The sequence below is a fragment of the Nostoc sp. ChiVER01 genome (genome assembly GCF_034531155.1).
GTDB lineage: Bacteria > Cyanobacteriota > Cyanobacteriia > Cyanobacteriales > Nostocaceae > Nostoc.
Map to the genome: position 1 here is coordinate 37,343 of NZ_JAVRBS010000021.1, position 20,917 is coordinate 58,259.

The window sequence follows — 20,917 nt, forward strand, 5'->3', positions numbered from 1 at the left end:
TTTTGGCTAGCTAGTATTTCTACCCTAGAGGAGGAGTTTTCCACTCAACTGTTAGCTATTGTAATAAATGAAAACAGACAACACTGTATGGGTGTTATGCCGCTGTGACCCATTATCGAACATCGAAGGAGAGCGACCGCAGATGTTTGAACAGTGTAAATTAAATGCGTTGACGGTGTGGAGTTTTTGTCGCTTCCTCCACTTCATTAGCACCAAGGGAAGGTTAAATTCTTCATCAGAGCGGTCTGAGGTGGTAAACGTCTTGTGTTTTTTATCTTACAAATTGATTTTGACACTCCAATCTCCTTAATTGGTTTTGAATTAAGGAGATTTTGACTATTACCGCTAGTGCAATTATCTGTTATTGGGCGTTTGTGTGTCAAAATATTCACGCCAACGACTAATTTGACCATCCCTAAAATCTACAACAATTACGTCATCAGCTTTGTTACGACGACCTGTCGCCTTTTCCGTATCTTCGTAGTACCACTCTACTGCTGCCTGGTTTGCTGCAATAATAATCCGTTGGATGACTATTTTTACATCTGAGTACTGTTGTTTAAAATGAGTAACTCCTTCTCGAATTCTTTCTTGTCCCCGCCAGCATTGACCAGGCACGATTAGTTCTCCATCAACCGTAAACAATTGTGCAAGGGTATCGACATCTTGAGCAACCCATGCATCTTTAGCTTTTTCTATTAATATCTGGATATCTTCTTGGTTCATAGACTGACTGGCAAATAAAGGTGCGCTAAAAGTTAAGCTAACAAATATAATTCCTAACACTAGCCATCGAGATAACCAAAGCATCTGGATTTCTATTCCCAAGGGTTCTAAACAAATCTATTTGGGTAAAGCTGCACCGAATAGGTAGACAAATTTATTTAATTAGGTAAAGTGCGATCGCCATCACCTCATCATGCGATCGCTCTCCACACAACACTACACTATAAATTAAGATGGTCACAATAGTCTATGAACACCACGACAACCACTTTCCCTTCTACACTAAAATTGAAAATTGACTTGACTGATGAGCAATTTTTCCAGATGTGTCAGAAAAACCGCGATTATCGATTTGAGCGTACAGCATCAGGGGAATTATTAATTATGCCACCTACAGGTAGTGATACTGGCAACCGTAACTTTGATATGGTTGTTGAGTTAGGAATCTGGAATAAACAGACTAAATTAGGCAAAGGTTTTGACTCCTCAAGTGGCTTCACCTTACCTAATGGTGCAGAACGTTCTCCTGATGTTTCTTGGGTAAAAATTGAGCGGTGGAATGCTTGAACCCTAGAACAACAAGAAAAATTTGCCCCAATTTGTCCAGATTTTGTAGTAGAGTTGCGTTCTCGTACTGATTCCTTGAAAGAATTGCAAGATAAAATGCAGGAATATATCGAAAATGGCGCTCAATTAGGCTGGTTAATCGACCGAAAAAACAAGCGAGTAGAAATTTCTTGTCCAGGTAAAGATGTAGAGATATTAGACAATCCTGTTAGTTTATCAGGAGAAAATGTACTACCTGGATTTGTGTTGCATTTAGAGCAAATTATCTAGCTTTATCGATTAGGATACACATGACGCATTTCAAAGCGACTTTCTTCCCAAAGTAGTAGCAAAGGCTGTTTAGCAGCATCTAATTGAGCTTACGAGAAAGAGATTTTCCCATTTTCAATAATCCAAATAAATGTCCGAGTTATTAAATCTGCCTTTAAACTATTCTCGTATTCACAATTATTTATTCTTGCTATTTGCTATCTAAGCAATCTATAGCATGTTTAAAAGTCAAATTTTTCCAGTCTGTGAAATTGTTAGAAATTTCTTCTTGCCTATTCGTCCAATCAATTTTACGTAAATTTCCTATAATATAGTCTATGCCTCTTATAGACGAATCAGTATTACGCACCAGATTTGTATAGGCTTGGTAATATGGTTTCAAGAGCGCAGAAGCAATACTTTCTACATATAATAATAGCGCTTTCCGCATGGATAAGGTACAGAAATAAATAATACAGATACTCGTAGGGGCGCACAGCCATCTATGCGCCCCTACTGATGTATTATTGAAAAAAGCACTAATTAAGCAAAGGCAAAAATTGGCGGATTAACCCAATTGTCACTGCTGGTAACTCTAACTGCGGTGTTAACCCCACATCTTCCAACTGTTGAAAAAATCGGATCGCTTGGGGATTAATTTCGGCAAGGCGGCGACCAACTGAGGGGCCTGTAAATTCCGATCTTTGTCCCCAAATAATGGCGGTGGGAGTGGTCAGTTGTTGAATGTAAAGGGATAAATCAAAGCATAAATCGCCACGGACAAAAGAGAGTGCTGCATACTCAGCATTAGGCTGTTGGGCAGATTGTAAATAAGCATCTACAATTTCCTGGTACACTCGATTAGATTGAGCAAATTGCCGTTGTTCTAAGAAACTGCGAATACCTCCACTGGTGGCTACTCCAGTGCTGTAAAGTAAACGGTCAACAAAGGGAACGCTAATTAACTGGGCGAAAAAGCTACGAGAGTAGTCTTCGCCAAAGTCGGAAAGTCCGGCTGGTGTAGTGAGAATTAAAGACTTGAATAAATCAGGATGATCTGATGCTACTCGAATTGTAAAGGCTGCGGTCAAAGAAGAAGCGATCGCTGTTACTGGCCCGGTACAAGTCTGCTCGAAAAACTCCCGAATCGTGGTTAAATAATCTTCAATCTTATAACTCCGTGCCGGATGCTCAGACCTACCCCAACCGATTAAATCTGGCGCAATTACCCGATATTCGGCGGCAAAAGCCGGATATACTTTTGACCACTCATAAGCAGAAGACCCACCACCAAAGGCGTGCAGAAACACTAAAGTTTCCCGATCATCTTTTGTTGTAAAATTGTCCTGCCAAGGCGATCCAGTGGCTGTATAATATACCATCCTACCTAGAGAGGTATTTATAGAGCGTTGTTCAAATCCTTGTGGTTGAAACATAAGTACTTTTTGTTGACTGTAGTAATTAAGTAACTTAAGTAATAAACTAAACTAGTAGACACCTGTACACGGAGAAAGCGTTTGATAATTTATCCGCGTCACAAAAGTAAGTGAATAAGCTTATTCCTTCAATGTATCGGATGATATTACTACTCGCTGTCTTGGTCATTAGTCACTAATCATTAGTGCCCCCTTAGCGAAAATCGTGAAAAAAGTACTAATGAATAATAACTAATGATTTCTTGACTAGATTTATCCACGGCTTGAAGCTGTAGGATGAGTTAACGCATCTCCTTTGGTCACCTCAGAATACTTACTTATTTAGTTCAAACTCCTCACTCATTGTTATTATCGGCGAACCAATCACTTTAAGACTTCTTCCTAGCATCAGATTAAGTAGATATAAAATTACTGGATTACTTATAAAGATTTGGTGATTTTTTTTCCTAACAAAAAGTGACTGAGCCTTGAATTTACTGTATTACAAGGGTTTGCCGTGGTAGCAAGGATCACTAAGCCAGTAATAAAACATAAGTTTTTATGGTAGCCTATGAAGAAACTCATAAATAATTTTGAGCGTCAATAAGATTCAAAATGCTTATTTTAACAAGCTATTAATTCTAGTTAAACATGTAGAAAAATAGCTTTTGATGTATTAGTAAATTTATTTATTATCTAGTAATGGTAAGGCGGGATGTCATGGTACAGGCTACTCTTCAATTAAATAAACTACCAACGATTGAAGACGCTAAATTTGCGCTTGACTTTAATATACAAAATGAAATTAAAGTTTCAGCTTGGGGGGATCAGGTGGAGTCAGCTATTGACGCTGGCAGAGTGAGTGTACCTACTTGTATTTGTTTAGACTTAGAAGACTTAAAGTGTTTTGAACCAGTAGAGCGCCAGTATGAACGCTGGGGAGTAATTTTTCACAATTCTATAGCAATACAGCCATCAAATCCAGCATTTCCAGCCTATTCAGGGCTAACAGTTTTAATGGGAGCGCCCAAAAGCGGATTCTTAGAGGCTACTTTCTTGCAGCCGGTTAATTCGGTTAGCGCCTTTGTCACTAGTTCGCAACGGCTAGTGCTTTCCGCCTACGATCGCGATCGCCAACTCATCGCTCAAACTGTACTACCAAGCGCCAATCTTGCCAATTCAGACTCGGGAATTTCCCCCAATACCTTATTATCTATAACTGGGGATAACATTTACAGCGTTACCTTTTGTGCTTTTGATGGGCAATTTACCCTTGATAACTTTCGTTTTTGTCTTTAAAAATCCTTTATGAAAAAAAGTTAGGTTTAAAACCTCGCTCCTTGTGGGCGAAAAAATCCTTGTATCCCAAGGCAGGTGGAAACCCCACCTGAAGGGTCTGGCCGTATTTAATTTTGTTAGCACAGCGTAAAGCCTCTCGTAGAGAAGGCTTTACGCTGTGCTAACGGCATGGCTTCGCTTAGAGCGAGTCCGCGTTCGCTTTTAGCGTCTCGTAGAGAGCGTCATTTTAAATTTTGAATTGATTCATGCCCTTGCTCTGAGCCATTTAAAATGGTATCTTGATTTCCGCCGTGCTGTACTAGTCTACTATGCTGCCCTTAAAAACCGGGCATTTTGTGGTTTGGGTCTTCACCCTTTCTTCAACTGTAGTAAAACTTATACAATAGTTAATTTCGTAATCAAGTAGGTAAACACTGTGGCACAGGCTTCGTCTTCTTGGCAGCAATTGATCAACCAGATCCCCAATTGGAAGTGGTTGCATCCATTGTTCAAGACAAAGGGAGCAACAAAGCAGCAAACATTTAAGCACTTCTCTGGGCCTGGAGGCTTTCTTGGGTTCTTAACAATTGTCGTCGCCATGTTGTTATGGAACTGGATGCTGTTATTGGCTCTCTCAATCGGCGTTGGGATAATGGTATTGGTTTACTCAATGCAGGAGTGGGACTGGCAATTACACTGGTCTAAAATACGTAAGTTCTTAAACAGTTCAAATCGTCGGTTAGTCTTAGCAGTCATAAGTGGTGGTCTTGCTACTGTCACTACTTACATGGCCGCTGCTATTTGGGTTGATTCTTACAGTTCCTGGATTGCTGCTGGTGCTATTGTGCAAGGCGTGGGAACACTGTTAACTTTAATTTTATTGGTCTGGCAAATTGTCAACTTCTATGAAAATCGAGAAGAAGACCACCTCGATCAGTTGTTGGTAAATTTAACAGAAAAAGATCCATTAAAACGGATGATTGCCCTACGTCAACTAACTAAAATCATCAGCCGTAAGCGAGTTGATTCTTCAGTGCAGCAAGATATTGTGGAATGCTTGCAACTCCTACTCAGTCGAGAAGAAGAAGTTGCGATCAGAGAGGCAGCTTTTAAGAGTTTACAAGCCTGCGATGACCTCCGGTCGGTCAAAGACCATCGCTTACAAGTTCTACCCCCCAAAACAGCAACAACTTTCACACCCGTATCAGCCAAAGTCAAGCACCACGTTTTTTAGTCATTGGTCATTTGTCATTTGTTGTTCTCCCCTGCTCCCAATGCCCAATGCCCCATGCCCAATGCTTATTTTCGAGACAACTGTCCATTGCGAACTTGCACTACCGGATGATTGCATCGCCGTAACAATTGTTCATCGTGGGTAGTAACAATTACTGTAGCTCCAAAGGAATTTAACTTCTGGAGAATCTGAATCACTTGCCAGGAATTATCTGGATCGAGATTTCCTGTTGGCTCATCCGCCAAAAGTAGGGGTGGTGTACCAACGATCGCACGAGCAATACTCACCCGTTGTTGCTCTCCCCCAGACAGTTGATCTGGAAAGCAGTCAGCTTTACTCAGCAAACCTACCAACTTCAAGGTTGGTTTTAAGCGTCGTTGAATTTCTTTACGAGTATACCCTTGAGCTTGCAGGACAAAAGTCACATTTTCCGCTACTGTTCGCTGGGTAATCAGTTTGTAGTCTTGAAACACAATGCCAATCCGTCGCCGTAATAATGACAAGCGATCGCCTCGTAAACCCGCTACATTACATCCATCAACAATCACTTCTCCCTGCGTCGCTAACTCTTGGCCATACAGCAGTTTCAAGAGCGTTGATTTACCAGAACCACTTGGCCCTGTGATAAACAGAAATTCTCCCTTTTTTACCTCAAGGTTCGCATTTAACAAGGCGTGAGTGCCATTAGTATAAGTCTTGCTTACAGATTGCAATTGCACCTTGACAGTAGTATTACTAACATGCTGTTGAGTTTTATTGTCCTCTGTATGAACGGATTTATCTGTTTTAACTTGAGTTGTTAATACTGGCATTGTTAAATTTTCCTTATCCCCACAACCAAATAGCTTAGGGGTTTAGATTAGCTTATTCCTATCAAAAATAAGGATTCCCAGGTTTTGCCTGGGAATTGAAAATTTAACAAAGAAAATTTAAATTTTTTGAAGACTTTAATACTAACTAAGTAATAGCACTCAGAATTGGGCATTAGGCATTGGACACGGGGACACTCTTACACAGAGATAGTATTTGATCTTTTTCTGCGCCACGTCTCCTTATCCCCATGTCCCACTCTCAACTAATTGCACCCCTTGCTGTCAAACGATAAACAAAAGCTTTCACAGCAAACGCTGGCAAAGCCAACATCCGCCGCCAACGCCAAGGTTCTTGATAAAGCCGATACAACCATTCCAAATTATTATTTCCTAACCAGGCGGGAGCGCGAGTTTTAGTTCCCGACCAAATATCAAAACTACCACCAACACCAATCCAAATTGCATGAGGACACAAATGGCGGTTTTCGGCAATCCATAACTCTTGACGTGGCACTCCCAAACCGACAAAAATCACTTGTGGCTGCAATTGAGCCAGAGTTTCTCGCAATTGTGCCTCTTCTTCTGGGGAATGGTAGCCTGAGTGAGTTCCTACTATACTCAAATCTGGAATTTGATGCTGCCAAAAATCTGCCGCAGCTAAGGCTACTCCAGGCGCTCCTCCATAGAAAAAAACCTTTGCCCCTGTCTTCTGTTGCCCGATTTCTTGCAAAAGTTTTTCTGCTAGTTCAATCCCCGGAAAACGCTGCACTTTTTGCCATAACAGCCATCGCAAATACAGAACAACCCCGGCTCCATCTGGAATCACTAGTTCAGCATTTTTAATTACTTGAGCTAGGATTTGATTCTGCTCTGCCTGCATAGTCATTTCTGCATTGAGCGTTACTACATGAATTCCTTTGCCTGCACCCAGGCATTCTAATAACCAGCCTGGATAGTTGGCCATCACATGAACTGGTATTCCTAACACTGAAAATGCTTCATTGCCTTTAGACATAACCTATTCTGGATTAACCTCACACCAGATTTACTTGAATGTTAAGTTTATCAAATTTTTTATATTAGAACTTAAGCACGAGAGATTCCCATTGCCCTGCAACAATAGAAAGCATAACTAATTAGTCTTGAGCGCTTGTAATTGGGCTGAACCAGCCCAAATTTAATTGTTGAAGTGTAATATTCTACTAAGTATAAAACGCTCAACTCGTAACTCTGGTTCCGGGAACAGAAACCCCCACTATACTACTTTGCAGTTAGTGTGGGAGTATATCACGAAACTCGACTTTCTGGTTAAGGTAGTGTAACGGTCTGAAGTTGGCTATGAGTAAAATTCGTATCGCTCTGATTGAAGATCATGACCTAACTCGTGTAGGTATTCGGACAGCACTACTGCAAAAAGATGACATTGAAGTTGTAGGTGAAGCTGCCAATGCTGCTGAGGGGATAAAGATGTTAAAAATGGTACAACCAGATATTGCTATTGTAGATATTGGTTTACCAGATAAAGATGGCATTGAACTGACACGGGAGGTAAAATCTAGTGCTAATGGACAGCAGCTATTAACAAAGGTGTTAATTTTGACGCTGCGGGATAACAAAGAAGCTGTATTAGCAGCTTTTGCGGCTGGTGCAGACTCTTACTGTATGAAAGATATCAAGTTTGATAATTTGCTGGAAGCAATAAGAGTAACTTACAATGGCAACGCTTGGATCGATCCTGCGATCGCTCGGATTGTATTACAACAAGCGCAACAAAATCCGCAAAAGTTGGAATCAGCTTTTGTAGATACTAAGACCATTGCCTCTAACCCTGATTATGTCGAGAATTTAGAAGGAATTCAACCTTACACCCTGACAGAAAGGGAATTGGAAGTGCTACAGTTGATTGTCGAAGGTTGTAGTAATGCAGTAATTGCTGAAAGGCTTTATATCACTGTTGGGACTGTTAAAACTCACGTTCGCAACATTTTGAATAAGCTATGTGCCGATGACCGTACCCAAGCAGCAGTCCGCGCCTTGCGTTCTGGGTTAGTAGGATAAGGTTAAATTGAGTGAACAGTTATCAAGTTTTAAAACACTGATAACTGATAGCTTTTGAAAATGATTAGTTATTAATTTTTTGTTGATTCTCAGGTGGGATAAAAATTATATTATCTCGCCATTCAAATATGTGAAAAATAAAGTTAAATATGGCGGATATTGGGGTGGACAAACTTAAGCTCATGGTGGTAGATGATGAGCCAGATAACTTAGATTTACTCTACCGTACTTTTAGGCGAGATTTTCAAGTATATAAAGCCAATCATGCTTCTGGCGCTCTGGAACTCTTGGATCAGTTTGGTGAAATGGCGGTGATTATTTCTGACCAAAGAATGCCAGAAATGAATGGCACTGAATTTTTTAGTCGCACCGTAGAGCGTTTTCCAGACACGATTCGGATTTTGTTAACTGGTTTTACCGATGTCGAAGATTTGGTGGATGCAATTAACTCTGGTCAGGTATTTAAGTACATTACCAAACCCTGGAATCCTGAACGACTCAGAGCCTTAGTTGAGCAAGCCACTGATACATATCGTCTAGTTAAAAAGCGCACCCAAGAGTTGGGTCGGGCCCTACAGCGAGAATCTTTGTTTAATGCTGTAACAACGGCAATTCGAGAGTCTCTAGACTACGACAGTATGCTGCAAAAAATTGTCGTAACTATTGGACAAACATTTGAAGCTAGCAATTGTTTGCTTAGACCAGTAGAGGGCGATCGCCTCACACGAGACGAGTTTTTATACCGCGATCCAAAATACGATGTATCAGATTGCTTCTTCGACCCCAGTGTTTTAACTGAAAAAGTGCTGGAAACCCGTCATTATCAACTTGCTCAAGATGTATATGAGGGTAATCCTTCTCACCACCTAGTTGTGCCACTTAGCTATCAGCAGCATTTATTAGCTGTGCTGGTTCTCCACCAATGGGGACGCGATCGCCCTTGGCAAGACGAAGACATCCAACTAATTGCAGGTGTTGCCGAACAAGCAGCCTTAGCCCTATCTCAAGCAAAACTCTACCAGCGCCTCCAAGAAAAACAACAGCAAATTCATAATGAGTTGGAGGTAGCCCGCCAAATTCAATACAACTTGCTACGTCAAACTTTACCTGACATTAAAGGTGTGAAAGTACAAGCCTGCTGTTACCCAGCGCGGGAAGTAGGAGGCGATTTTTTTGAAGTTTTTGTCCATCCCAAAGGCGATTTGTGGTTGGCAGTGGGTGATGTCTCTGGAAAGGGTGTCCCAGCTGCTTTATTTATGGCTAGTGTTATTTCAGTTTTGCGCCGAGAATTATCTCAAGAAGCACCAGCCGAGCCAAATGTGGTCATGCAGAACCTCAACCACGCTCTCAGTGAAGACTTAATTAGCAACAATTATTTCATCACTCTTGTGTTAGCCTGTTATACCCCTAGTACTAAGGAACTTGTCTACACTAATGCTGGTCATATTTATCCACTGTTATGGTCACGTCAAGGTGCTTTAAGCGACAATCCCAATTACCTAAAAGTTCGCAGCGTTCCTTTAGGGATCTTGCCTAAGTGGCAGGCACAGTCTGGTCGCTTGGTTCTCGCTGCTGGAGACACATTATTGCTGGCCAGCGATGGAATTACAGAAGCTACAGTATCAAATAATTTTGCTTTCTCAGGAAAAACCGAGTCTGGCGTTGACCCGGTTAACCGTTCTATGCTGAATCAAGATGGTCTTTGGCAACTCTTGCAACAAGAGCAACAACCGCTTTCTCTTAACCATTTACTAGCCCGCATCCAGGCAGACAACAACGTTCAAGAAGATGATCAAACTATACTTTCACTGGAGATTTTGTAAGTAATGAAAAGTGAGCTTCACGTACCAAGTGACTTAAGTTTTCTTAATATTGTCGAAACCTGGCTGCTGGGATGTTTGAAAATCCAGCTAGGAGAATCTGTAGACTGGTCACGACAATCAAGCCGTTTGAGGCTGGCTTTAGTAGAAGCCTACTCAAATGCAGTCCGTCATGCCCATAAGGACAAACCAAATTTACCGATTCTACTACGTTTGGAAGTTAAAAATCGGGATCTTGCCCTCGAAGTTTGGGACTACGGCGAAGGCTTTGATATGTCTGACTACTATGCTCCAAACCCGATGGAAAAACAAGAAGGTGGTTATGGTTGGCTAATTATGAATCGTCTGATGGATAAAGTAGACTATCAGTTGCAAATTGATGGTGCCAACTGTCTAAAGTTAGAAGCTACTTTACCCGAATTAGTGAAATAGACAAAAGTTATTGTTTTTTAAGTAATGTGTTATGTGAATTTACTGTATTGGATTTTGTTTGGGGTAGGATCAAACATTACCTAAGCTATTATACTTGTTTACGAGTTTTCACGACGTAAAGAAAGTAACTCTTGGGGAGAAGCTAAAAGTTTGATTTTAGTATATGAAATTTGCCGTTGTTGGTTGAGGATGAATAACCACAAGACATTCACACTACACCACGAAGTTTGTGCTTTGCCTGTTACTTGGACTTGAATCGTAGCGTTTTCTGAAGCTTCAGCTATTCCCGTGTTGGGATAAGCTTTAATGTTTTGGCCTTCTTGTTTTAAGTAGGCTGCGATCGCATGTGTTCCCACAATATCAGATTCAAATGGTGGACGCATCACACCATCTTGGGCAAACAAGGCAGCTGTTGCCTCAAATTCTCCTGCATTTAAGGTTTCAAAATAACGCAGTACACTTGTTTCTGTAATTCCTTCAATCTGGAATTCTTCTTTCAACTGTTCAACAGAGGTCACGTCGCTTCGCTCCGAATTCAAAATTTAAAATTAACAATCTCCATAAGTTTCTTTATGGAGTTGTATTATTTTTTACGTTTATCGTAAAAATATTTGTATATGCTACCTAAATATTAATTTCAATACAAAAATAGCTAAAAAGAAACCTGCTGTTGAGATAGATTGCCACATTTGTATAAATCTTCCTGACGATGGTAGAGATGTTGCAATATAGCGGTTCTCAATTGCATGGGAATACAGACCACTCGTAGGGGCACAGCATTGCTGTGCATATAGCATGTTTTGATTCCAAACGAAAACCCCTATAAAAAAATTTATATTAGTCAGTCGGCGCAATAAAAGCAAACTGTGTGAAGAATAGTAAACAAGGCTCAAACCCTTTTTTCCCCAGCAAGAACTGCGCTCTATTCCCTGCCTTATCCCAACGATAATTATTTATACCCATTGCTGAGAATAAGCAACAAATGTTAATCAAAGGTATTTACTACGTAATGTAAAATTAAATCGCCTTTATTTAGGCAAAATCTAGATAAAAAAATGAATCAGTATTCCGTAACAAGCAGCAATATTGTGAAAGAGAAAGCCAGCGAGTTGGGCTTTCACAAGGTTGGAATTGCTGCTGTAGATAAGGTAGATACCATAGAAGCGCAGAGGTTACAAGCATGGATTGAACTGGGTTATCACGCTGATATGGAATGGATGGCTAACCCAAAACGCCAGGATATTCGCTTAGTTATGCCAGAAGCGCGATCGCTAGTGTGTGTGGCGCTAAATTACTATACGCCACATCAACGTCCCGAAGGCGAGGAATACGCCAAAATTTCTCGTTATGGCTGGGGAAGAGATTATCACAAGGTAATGCATAAAAAACTTAAGCAGCTAGCCAGATGGTTAGAATCACTTGGTGAAGGTGTATTAGCTCGTTATTATGCAGACACTGGCCCGGTGCAAGATAAAGTGTTAGCTCAACTTGCCGGAATTGGTTGGATTGCCAAAAATGGTAATGTGATTACACGGGAATATGGCTCTTGGGTATTTTTGGGAGAAGTGTTGACTAATTTGGAATTAGAGAGCGATCGCCCTCATACAGAACACTGCGGTAGTTGTACTCGTTGTCTTCAGGCTTGTCCTACGGGTGCAATTACTCAGCCTTTTGTCGTCGATGCCAATCGTTGTATTGCTTATCACACGATTGAAAATCGGGCAAAGGAATTGCCAGAGACAGTAATACTCAATTTGCAAGGCTGGGTTGCTGGTTGTGATATTTGCCAAGATGTTTGTCCTTGGAATCAACGTTTTGCTAACACAACTGATATTGAAGAGTTTCAGCCAAATCCTGCGAATATTGCCCCCCACCTGCTAGAATTAGCCCAAATCTCAGATCAGGAGTGGGATAAACGATTTCCAGCATCTGCCTTGCGGCGGATTAAGCCAGAAATGTTACGACGCAACGCCCTAGCTAATCTTGACGCATCCAGGCGAAATAATGACCCCGAAAGTAATTATTTTTGATTTTGATGGCACTATTGCTGATACAGTAGATGCCCTTGTAAGTATTGCCAATCGTCTAGCTGTAGACTTTGGTTTTAGACACATAAGCCCAGAGCAATTATCCTTCCTTAAAAACTTAACATCTAGGGAAATCATTAAATACTCAGGAGTTTCTCTATTTAAGATACCTTTTTTAGTTAAAAAAGTTAAAGGAGAATTAAAAAACAAAATCCCAGAATTAAAGCCAATTCCGGGAATTAAAGAAGCATTAACTGAACTTCAGAATGAAGGATATAAATTGGGAATTATCACTTCTAATTCTAAAGACAATGTTACGCAATTCCTGACAATTAATGATTTAAATCACTTATTTGATTTTATCTACTCAGGAATTACGATTTTTGGTAAAACAACCATAATAAATAATGTATTAAGGCAAAATCAACTCCAACCTCAAGAAGTGATTTATGTTGGAGATGAAACCAGAGATATCGAAGCATCAAAGAAAGCAAACATCCAAGTGATTGCAGTAACTTGGGGCTTTAATTCACCGGAAGTACTAGCCAAGCAAAATCCAGATTATTTAATTCAGCGACCTAGCGAACTACTAGAAGTGATGAATAATGGTCATTAGTCATTAGTCATTAGTCATTGGTCATCTCAAGTATTGGTGATTCACTAAAACAGTAGGGTGGGCCATATATATCAATGCCCACCCTACAAAATAGCAAAATATCAGGGGAAAACTTAATTTTTCCGTTCACCCTTTTCCAAAGCTTGTTCTACTAGATCATCACTGACATTAGTTACACCCTCAGTCTTAGAATTCCCAACTTCCTTGGCTAACTCTGCATAATCATCAGGATTACCAGTTGGCTGCGTTTGAGTTTTTGTCTCTACTGGTTTAGAGGTTTTATATTGAGGTGCAGTGGCTGCATCGGCTGCTGCTGCGCCTTCACCTGTGCGATCAACTTCACTAACGCTGAATTGTTGTGCAGTTGCATAATCAGCATCAAAATCGACGTTTGGCGCATTTTCTTCACCACTAGCTATGCTATCGGCAGCTAATTGAGCATCATGGGTGGGAGCTTCATTAACATTGGGCTTTATTTCATCAGGCATAATTAAAATCCTTAAGTTAAATTTTTTATTGCTTACTTGAAAGAGCATAACAAAGTAATTAACTCTTTACTTGCTCCCAAGGGAGAGGCTTTACCTCTATTAAAAGATAGATTCAAGCTGCAATTTGAAATTAATATAACTCTTTCTCTTGATAGTAGAATCCGATGCTCAAACTTTGGTAAGCCTTAGTTTAGTGTGTAAAATTTCTTTGGAAATAAAATTATGACTGCAAGTTACGATAAAGATATTTCTCAAGCCCAGAGCAATGAATCTCAAAATTTGGTAGATGCGTTTAATAAGTTGGATACCGATGCAAAATTAGCCTGGTTCTATTTAGTTTATAAAAAAATGGGTGATTCTATCACACCAGCTGCTCCTGCTGCGGCGGAACCTGAGTTAGCACCACTTCTGCTAGGAGATTATTTTGAGTTATCAGATGAACAACAATTAGATATTATGCGGGATATAGTTAACCGCAAAGATACAGAATATTCCCGCGCTTATGGGGCGATAAAAGAAAACAATCAGCTGTTAGTTTGGTATGCTTGGGCAGTAGCTATGGGGGATAAGGTGGTTGACTTACCAGCTAGCTATAAACCAACTAAGGCAATTACTGATCTGGTTTCCCAAATTGAAAAATTAGATTTTGACGAGCAAATTTCGGTGTTTCGGACAATATCTGGTGAAGTGGGTTACACCGATGTTAAGCCAATTGAGACGCAAGCAGAAACTGGAAAAACGTCAAGTTTGTAATCGTCACTGGCGACTACCGCAAGGCGAAAGTCAAAAATCACGTATGCTTTAATTATGGGCTTTTTGGCTGTGAAGTCGCTATTGCATAAACTCTCGTTCGCCTACCCTGTGAGAAAGCCAAGGGTAGGTGGACTTTAATAAGCTATGACATAGCAACGCTACTTAAGTCAGATGGTGTCAGATTGGAGTGTACTACTTGACCATCACGGAACCAAACGATGCGCTGGGTTTGACGAGCAACTTCTGGTTCATGAGTTACCATGACAACAGTAATTCCACTAGCATTGAGTTCGCTAAAAATATCTAAGACTTCTTGGGTTGTGCGCGAATCAAGTGCGCCTGTGGGTTCATCGGCTAAGAGTACTACGGGATGATTAACGATCGCCCGCGCGATCGCGACTCGTTGTTGTTGTCCACCAGATAGTTGAGTTGGTTTGTTGTTGAGGCGATTTGCTAAACCTACCTTTGTCAAAGCTTCGATGGCGCGATCGCTTCTTTCTTTTGGGTTTACACTAGCATATACCATTGGCAACATCACGTTTTCTAGGGCTGTTAATTGGGGCAACAAATGGAATTGTTGAAACACAAACCCCAGCTTTTTATTACGGATGTGTGCCAATGAGCGATCGTCCATTTGAGCTACATCAAGGTTATCTAAGTAATAATGTCCGTCTGTGGGACGGTCGAGACAACCGATAATATTCATGGCTGTGGATTTACCAGAACCAGAAGGCCCCATGATTGCACAATATTCGCCCTGTTCCACGATTAGGTTGACATCATTTAGCGCTCGTACTTCTGTTTCACCACTACCATAAATTTTAAAAATGTTTTCTAGTCGAATGATTGCTGGTTTTGGTACAGCATTAGGAAATAGGGAATCGGTAATTGTAATAGTGTTTGCCATAAAAAAATAAGTAATCTGGGACTGAGAAGAGAGTAATTTATTATACAATTTTGGATTTTGGATTTTGGATTTTAGATTGTGAACACCAGTGCATCTCGTAAAGAAAGAGTTGCTGGTAATTGCTTTGAGCGCTCCATCTATTGTAATTACTGCTCAAATTAGTATTATCTAATTATTACTATAGTAACCACTATTACAAGATAAATTATCGGGTTGTTGTTGCGCTCGTCGTGCTGTTGAGAACAAACTTCGTGATCTCAGCACGGAGGATATCACCTAAATCTGCGATCGCAACCACAGAGGTTTTTGTTTGGAAATTACTAGCTGCAAATTCCTAACGTAAAATGCAAAGAAGCACCTAACAACTTTTGGATGCTACTTTGGAAATAATCAGAAGAGAAATTATTTTAGTCTTCTGTAACATTTGGGTTCTATAGGACTAATGTTTGATTTCTGAAAAAGCTCGGTACAAATTAAAAGCCTAATTCCCTATTCCCTACTCCCCACTCCCCGCCCACGGAGATAATTTCAAAAATCAAATACGATTCCTATAGTTTAAAGACGGAACAATGACACAAGCCAACTTATCCCAAACTTTAGCCGTCAATATTCCACCCACACTTACACTCACAGTTACCCATGAGCAGTTTGTTCAGTTAGCACTGGTTAACCGAGATTTACAATTAGAACGAACTGCTACGGGAGAGTTGATTGTTATACCACCAACCGGCAGCGATACAGGGAAGCGAAACTTTGACATTGCCGGACAACTTTGGTTATGGAACCGTCAAACAAAATTAGGTGTAGCTTTTGACTCATCTACTGGGTTTTATTTACCTAATGGGAGCGATCGCTCTCCTGATGCTGCTTGGATACGTCAAGAAAGATGGGATGCTCTGACTCTAGAACAGCAAGAAATTTTTGCTCCAATTTGCCCTGATTTCGTACTAGAACTACGTTCTAAAAATGACTCCATAGAAAAGTTACGCGCCAAAATGAGAGAATATATAGAAAATGGCGCTTGCTTAGGTTGGTTAATTGACCGGAAAAATCAAAAGGTAGAAATTTATCGCCCAAGTCGGGATGTAGAAGTTTTGAATAAACCAGCAAATCTGTCAGGGGAAGATATTTTACCTGGGTTTGTGTTGGATTTAACCGAAGTATGGAGTTGACCGAAGAGGCAGGAGCAGGGGAGGCAGGGGGAGCAGGGGAAGCAGGGGAAGCAGGGGGAGAGAAAAAACTGAACTGTATTGGGTTTTACCCCACCTTAACCACTGCTTGAATTCAATAAACGACTACCCGAATTCAATAAACGACCACCCGAATTCAATAAACGACCACCCGAATTCAATAAACGACTACCCGAATTCAATAAACGACTATCCGAATTCAATAAACGACTACCCGAATTTAATAAACGACTACCCGAATTCAATAAACGACCACCTAAATTCAACGAAGAGGCAGGGGGCAGGGAGCGAGGGAAAATTACCCCTGACTCCTGCCGTAGAATGAAGGGGGAAACATGTTCTTACGTTCCCCACTTCAAAAAGCGTGGTTCTCGAACTGATTGGGTTGAATTCCCTTTCTGTTCTATAAAGCTTAATTTCTCGAACCGCCAAGACGCCAAGAGCGCCGAGAATTCGTAGAGTGTGCGTAAGTCCTAATATTATTTATTGCGTAAATTCTCAAAACCTTACCTGAAAGCTGATTTACTAAGGTCTCGCTTTGTAGTCTGCTGAAGAAATTTGACTGTGGCTAAAGTCACCCATTCAGGTGAGGACATACAGATATGTAACACGTATTATGAAGGAAGATTAAGCAACTATGAAGCTAACTATGCGTCTAGTTGTTAGTTTATTAATAAAGATTTAATCGAAAAATTTTAACAACACCGTATTCCTGCACTTGCCCTTTAATATTTATGTCCGCTCAATTAAGCATAGTTAAGAGGAAGCCCCAACCACTCCCCATAAGCGCGGAGGGGAGCAAAAGCGTAGCTGTTTGCTCTGAAGGGGTGGTTTTACTATGGGCAGCTAGGCATCATCAATATAACTACAGGCTACTCCCATAAAACAAGATTTATAGGCTTCTAGATATGGCTACCTACATAGAAATTCCTGTTGTTGGCAAAGTTAAACATCCATTACGCTGGCTGATGGGGCTGATAGCAGGGGGTGTCTTGGTTGTTGGTACAGCCACAACTTATACTCTGGTAAATCAAGGGGCAAATAAAGAAGACATTGCTCAATTAACTGTGCCAGTAGCAGCGAAAAATGTCACGTTGCGGATTACAGCTAGTGGCAAAGTCGTGCCAGTTCAGACCGTAAATATTAGTCCGAAAAATCCTGGAGTGCTGTCGCAATTATATGTCCAACAAGGCGATCGCATTCAACAAGGGCAAATTCTCGCCCGCATGGATAGCGCAGGTATTGAGGCTCAAAGGAGCCAGTACCGTGCTAATTTAGCCCAAAGTCAAGCACAACTAGCCGAAGCCCTTGCTGGTAGTCGTCCTCAAGAAATTGCTCAAGCAAAGGCGCGGTTAGCACAAGCTCAAGCCCAACTAACTCAAGCTAAAGTCGGTAATCGTCCCCAAGAAATTGCTCAAGCTCAATCCCAAGTGGATGCGGCTCAAGCTAAGGTGAATTACACCAATGAACAGATAAAGCGTTATCAATATCTATATCAACAGGGAGCAGAGAAAAAACAATTATTCGATCAAGCCCTCAGTGAAGACAAAAGTGCTAGAGCCAATTTAGAAGAAGCTAAAAAAAGATTGTCGCTAGTCCAAAGTGGTAGTCGGACTGAAGAAATTGCCCAACGTCAAGCAGCAGTTAATGAAGCACGGGCAGCATTGATACTGTTAGAAGATGGGACTCGTTCTGAAGAAATTGTCCAGCGTCAAGCAGCTGTTGAAGCGGCTAAGGCTCAGTTGAAGGGTGTGCAAGTGCAGTTGGAAGATACAATTATTCGCGCTCCTCTTTCGGGAATTGTTACCCAAAAGTATGCCGATCCTGGGGCGTTTGTTACACCCACAACTTCTGCTTCTACTAGTGCATCGGCAACTTCTAGTTCAATTGTCGCCGTAGCACGGGGGTTAGAAATATTAGCTCAAGTTCCTGAAGCCGATCTTGGCAGAATTAAACCCGGACAACAGGTGGAAATTGTCGCTGATGCTTATCCCGATCAAGTTTTTAAAGGTCATGTGCGCCTAATTGCTCCAGAAGCAGTAGTGGAACAAGGTGTGACATCCTTCCAGGTGCGGGTTGCTTTGGATACTGGTGCAGATAAACTACGTTCTGGCTTAAATGTGGATCTTACCTTTCTTGGCGATCGCGTCAATAATGCCTTGGTGTTACCAACGGTGTCAATCGTCACCGAAAAGGGTCGAACTGGTGTACTTGTACCTGATGCAAAGAATAAACCCCAATTCCGCGAAGTAACAATTGGGGCGCAAATTCAAAACCAAACTCAGATTTTAGATGGAGTTAAAGAAGGCGATCGCATTTTTGTTAATCCACCTAAAGACTACAAAATTGAGAAGGCGAAAGAACAACAAAATAAATAATCCCAAATTGCGATAAGCAAGTTCGTAGTAAAGACTTTAGTCTTTATTTTTTCAACACTTTAGTGCTGACTACAAACCCTAATAACTCGAACAGCCTTTTAATAAAAACTTTTAATCCAAAATTGGCATGAATTTTTTAGAAAGTATTCAAATGGCGGGGAAAACCCTGTTGTCGAATAAGCTGCGTAGCGCCCTCACTATGCTGGGTATAGTTATTGGCAATGCCTCAGTGATTGCCATGATTGGCATTGGCGAAGGTGGGCAAAAATACGTTAATAAACAACTGGAGTCATTAGGGCCAAATGTGCTTTTTATACTGCCAGGTAATCGAGAGACTCAGCGTATATCTTTTGAAGTACCAAAAAATTTGGTGTTACAAGATGCGGAAGCGATCGCCTCTCAAGTACCAACAGTAGTAGGAGTTGCGCCGGAGTTAAACAGGAGACAAGTAGTTGTATACCGCAACAGAAACACCGATGTTAACATTATTGGTACAACTCCGAGCTTTCTATCAGTGCGGGATTTTGAAACTGATAAAGGCAGGTTTTTCTCTGAGGTAGACATTAAACGAAGTAACCAAGTTGTTGTGTTAGGTGGAGACTTAGCAGAAAAACTATTCGGTAATAGTAACGCTATCGGTCAACAATTACGCATTGGAAATACCAGCTTTCAAGTTATTGGCACATTAATAACCAAAGGTTCCAGCGTGGGAGCAGATTATGATGATGCTGCTTTAATACCAATCACGACTTCAGCAAACCGACTTGTGGGAAAGAATTCTCCCTATGGGATCGCCTTAGATTATTTTGTCGCTGCTGCTCGTGATTCAGAAAGTGTGGATGCAGCAGAATTTCAAATTACTAATTTACTGCGTTTACGGCACAAAATTAATGGTGAAGACGACTTTACTATCCGTTCTCAAAAGGATGCTTTACAAACTGTCGGTCAAATCACAAGTGCATTGACAATTATGTTAGCTGCGATCGCTGGGATATCTTTGTTTGTTGGCGGCATTGGGATCATGAATATTATGCTTGTCTCCGTTACCGAACGCACCCAAGAAATCGGATTGAGAAAAGCGATCGGGGCAACTGAGCAAGATATTTTGCTACAGTTCATTATTGAGGCTGTAATAGTTTCCGCAGCTGGCGGTTTAGTTGGGACTGCGGTTGGCGTCAGTGGCATTCTATTAGTGGGAGCCTTGACTCCTTTAGAAGCGGCACTTTCTCCAGCAGCGATCGCTATGGCAGTTGGTGTCTCTGGTGGTATCGGTTTATTCTTTGGTGTTGTTCCTGCACGTCGCGCTGCCAAACTCGACCCAATTGTAGCTTTGAGAAGTGCTTAGTGAGCAACAAGCTTATCGCAAGCCACCCCATCCCTATGCCTAATCGTATCCAGTTCTTATCGGATTTATAACTCCTCTTTCCGTATGAAAGAATCATAATTCTGTCCTCCGTAAAAAGCGCCGTGGATGATTACCCGATCGGGTTCTACGGAAAAAGTGATTGTTATACCAATTTAAATGGTGTTTAGGGCAGATAGAGCATCGAGGATGAAGAAATACCCAGTAATGGACATAATCACTTCAGGTGTTAACTCAGACTCCAATACCCAGAAATTCAGCAGCTTCGGTTTTGTTCATTTTTTTAGCTCAGATACTAGTATCGCCAAAATCATAGCTCTTTTGGCGACTGCTGGCGGAGGCTCGTGTCGGGTGCGACGCTACCTGGATTTCTCAGTAATGAAATTGAGCATTTCATTATGTAAAGTCTTGTAAAAATAACTCACTTTTGCATAAAACTCGCCAGGGTAAGCCAGAGATAAAGTTAGCAAACTTTTGGAATGCCAAATCAATAAAAGGGGCTTTGATTAAGATAATTACGTCGAATTAATTAAATGCAGTTGGCTTGCAAAACATTGCTAGCAAGCACATTCTACAGGATTACAACGCCGGAAAAAAAGACTAG

The 20,917-nt window shown here is 41.0% G+C and carries 18 protein-coding genes and 1 pseudogene; 12 read left to right on the plus strand and 7 right to left on the minus strand.

The features are described 5' to 3' along the window. Window positions 1-354: 354 nt before the first annotated feature. Window positions 355-810 (minus strand): nuclear transport factor 2 family protein, encoded by a 456-nt coding sequence (locus tag RMY00_RS24250; protein WP_322649989.1) that lies wholly within the window; start codon window positions 808-810, stop codon window positions 355-357. A gap of 165 nt (window positions 811-975) precedes the next feature. Between RMY00_RS24250 and RMY00_RS24255 the strand changes: the two are divergent. Beyond that, window positions 976-1,563 (plus strand): annotated as a pseudogene (locus tag RMY00_RS24255) (Uma2 family endonuclease). Window positions 1,564-2,081: 518 nt separating this feature from the next. On the opposite strand, the gene RMY00_RS24260 reads toward RMY00_RS24255, so the two are convergent. Next, the gene (locus tag RMY00_RS24260; RefSeq protein ID WP_322649990.1) at window positions 2,082-2,978 is read right to left on the minus strand and encodes an alpha/beta hydrolase; all 897 of its coding nucleotides are present in this window, start codon (window positions 2,976-2,978) and stop codon (window positions 2,082-2,084) included. A gap of 699 nt (window positions 2,979-3,677) precedes the next feature. On the opposite strand from RMY00_RS24260, the gene RMY00_RS24265 reads away from it, so the two are divergent. Both RMY00_RS24265 and RMY00_RS24270 read left to right on the plus strand, forming a co-directional pair. Beyond that, on the plus strand, window positions 3,678-4,256 hold the full coding sequence (locus RMY00_RS24265) for a hypothetical protein (protein ID WP_416212097.1): 579 nt from the start codon (window positions 3,678-3,680) through the stop codon (window positions 4,254-4,256). A gap of 415 nt (window positions 4,257-4,671) precedes the next feature. After that, window positions 4,672-5,469: an armadillo-type fold-containing protein gene (locus RMY00_RS24270; RefSeq protein ID WP_322649992.1), complete on the plus strand. Its 798-nt coding sequence runs from the start codon at window positions 4,672-4,674 to the stop codon at window positions 5,467-5,469. Between the two features lie 65 nt (window positions 5,470-5,534). Here the strand turns inward: RMY00_RS24270 and ftsE are convergent, their stop codons facing one another. Together ftsE and RMY00_RS24280 are read right to left on the minus strand one after the other, a co-directional pair. Beyond that, window positions 5,535-6,281, minus strand: coding sequence for a cell division ATP-binding protein FtsE (ftsE, locus tag RMY00_RS24275; protein ID WP_322649993.1), 747 nt, complete (start codon window positions 6,279-6,281; stop codon window positions 5,535-5,537). A 259-nt stretch (window positions 6,282-6,540) separates the two neighbouring features. After that, window positions 6,541-7,296: a WecB/TagA/CpsF family glycosyltransferase gene (locus RMY00_RS24280; protein ID WP_322649994.1), complete on the minus strand. Its 756-nt coding sequence runs from the start codon at window positions 7,294-7,296 to the stop codon at window positions 6,541-6,543. A 323-nt stretch (window positions 7,297-7,619) separates the two neighbouring features. Here RMY00_RS24280 and RMY00_RS24285 point away from each other — a divergent pair, with 323 nt between their 5' ends. From RMY00_RS24285 to RMY00_RS24295, 3 genes are all read left to right on the plus strand, one after another. After that, window positions 7,620-8,339: a response regulator transcription factor gene (locus tag RMY00_RS24285; protein ID WP_322649995.1), complete on the plus strand. Its 720-nt coding sequence runs from the start codon at window positions 7,620-7,622 to the stop codon at window positions 8,337-8,339. A 149-nt stretch (window positions 8,340-8,488) separates the two neighbouring features. Further along, entirely contained in the window at window positions 8,489-10,162 is a 1,674-nt protein-coding gene (locus RMY00_RS24290; RefSeq protein WP_322649996.1) for a SpoIIE family protein phosphatase, read from the plus strand. A gap of 3 nt (window positions 10,163-10,165) precedes the next feature. Continuing rightward, window positions 10,166-10,591: an ATP-binding protein gene (locus RMY00_RS24295; protein WP_229552295.1), complete on the plus strand. Its 426-nt coding sequence runs from the start codon at window positions 10,166-10,168 to the stop codon at window positions 10,589-10,591. A 98-nt stretch (window positions 10,592-10,689) separates the two neighbouring features. Here RMY00_RS24295 and RMY00_RS24300 read toward each other — a convergent pair whose 3' ends face one another. Next, window positions 10,690-11,109 carry a ketosteroid isomerase family protein gene (locus RMY00_RS24300; protein ID WP_322649997.1) on the minus strand — a complete coding sequence of 140 codons (420 nt, stop codon included), beginning with the start codon at window positions 11,107-11,109 and terminating at the stop codon, window positions 10,690-10,692. 537 nt (window positions 11,110-11,646) lie between these two features. On the opposite strand from RMY00_RS24300, the gene queG reads away from it, so the two are divergent. Beyond that, a complete protein-coding gene (queG, locus tag RMY00_RS24305) occupies window positions 11,647-12,621 on the plus strand; it encodes a tRNA epoxyqueuosine(34) reductase QueG (protein ID WP_322649998.1) in 975 nt (324 codons plus the stop codon). Beyond that, window positions 12,596-13,234, plus strand: a complete 639-nt coding sequence (locus RMY00_RS24310) for an HAD-IA family hydrolase (protein WP_322649999.1) — start codon at window positions 12,596-12,598, stop codon at window positions 13,232-13,234. The genes queG and RMY00_RS24310 overlap by 26 nt, the downstream gene beginning before the upstream one ends. A 113-nt stretch (window positions 13,235-13,347) precedes the next feature. Here the strand turns inward: RMY00_RS24310 and RMY00_RS24315 are convergent, their stop codons facing one another. Next, a complete protein-coding gene (locus tag RMY00_RS24315; RefSeq protein WP_322650000.1) occupies window positions 13,348-13,722 on the minus strand; it encodes a hypothetical protein in 375 nt (124 codons plus the stop codon). 222 nt (window positions 13,723-13,944) lie between these two features. Between RMY00_RS24315 and RMY00_RS24320 the strand changes: the two genes are divergently transcribed. Further along, window positions 13,945-14,475: an orange carotenoid protein N-terminal domain-containing protein gene (locus tag RMY00_RS24320; RefSeq protein WP_322650001.1), complete on the plus strand. Its 531-nt coding sequence runs from the start codon at window positions 13,945-13,947 to the stop codon at window positions 14,473-14,475. Between the two features lie 142 nt (window positions 14,476-14,617). Here RMY00_RS24320 and RMY00_RS24325 read toward each other — a convergent pair whose 3' ends face one another. Continuing rightward, window positions 14,618-15,382 (minus strand): ABC transporter ATP-binding protein, encoded by a 765-nt coding sequence (locus tag RMY00_RS24325; RefSeq protein ID WP_322650002.1) that lies wholly within the window; start codon window positions 15,380-15,382, stop codon window positions 14,618-14,620. A 569-nt stretch (window positions 15,383-15,951) separates the two neighbouring features. On the opposite strand from RMY00_RS24325, the gene RMY00_RS24330 reads away from it, so the two are divergent. The 3 genes from RMY00_RS24330 to RMY00_RS24340 all read left to right on the plus strand — a co-directional run bounded on the left by RMY00_RS24330 (window position 15,952) and on the right by RMY00_RS24340 (window position 20,295). Beyond that, entirely contained in the window at window positions 15,952-16,554 is a 603-nt protein-coding gene (locus RMY00_RS24330) for a Uma2 family endonuclease (RefSeq protein ID WP_322650003.1), read from the plus strand. A 926-nt stretch (window positions 16,555-17,480) separates the two neighbouring features. After that, the gene (locus tag RMY00_RS24335; RefSeq protein WP_322650004.1) at window positions 17,481-18,950 is read left to right on the plus strand and encodes an efflux RND transporter periplasmic adaptor subunit; all 1,470 of its coding nucleotides are present in this window, start codon (window positions 17,481-17,483) and stop codon (window positions 18,948-18,950) included. Between the two features lie 127 nt (window positions 18,951-19,077). After that, window positions 19,078-20,295, plus strand: a complete 1,218-nt coding sequence (locus RMY00_RS24340) for an ABC transporter permease (protein ID WP_322650005.1) — start codon at window positions 19,078-19,080, stop codon at window positions 20,293-20,295. The last annotated feature ends 622 nt before the right edge of the window (window positions 20,296-20,917 follow it).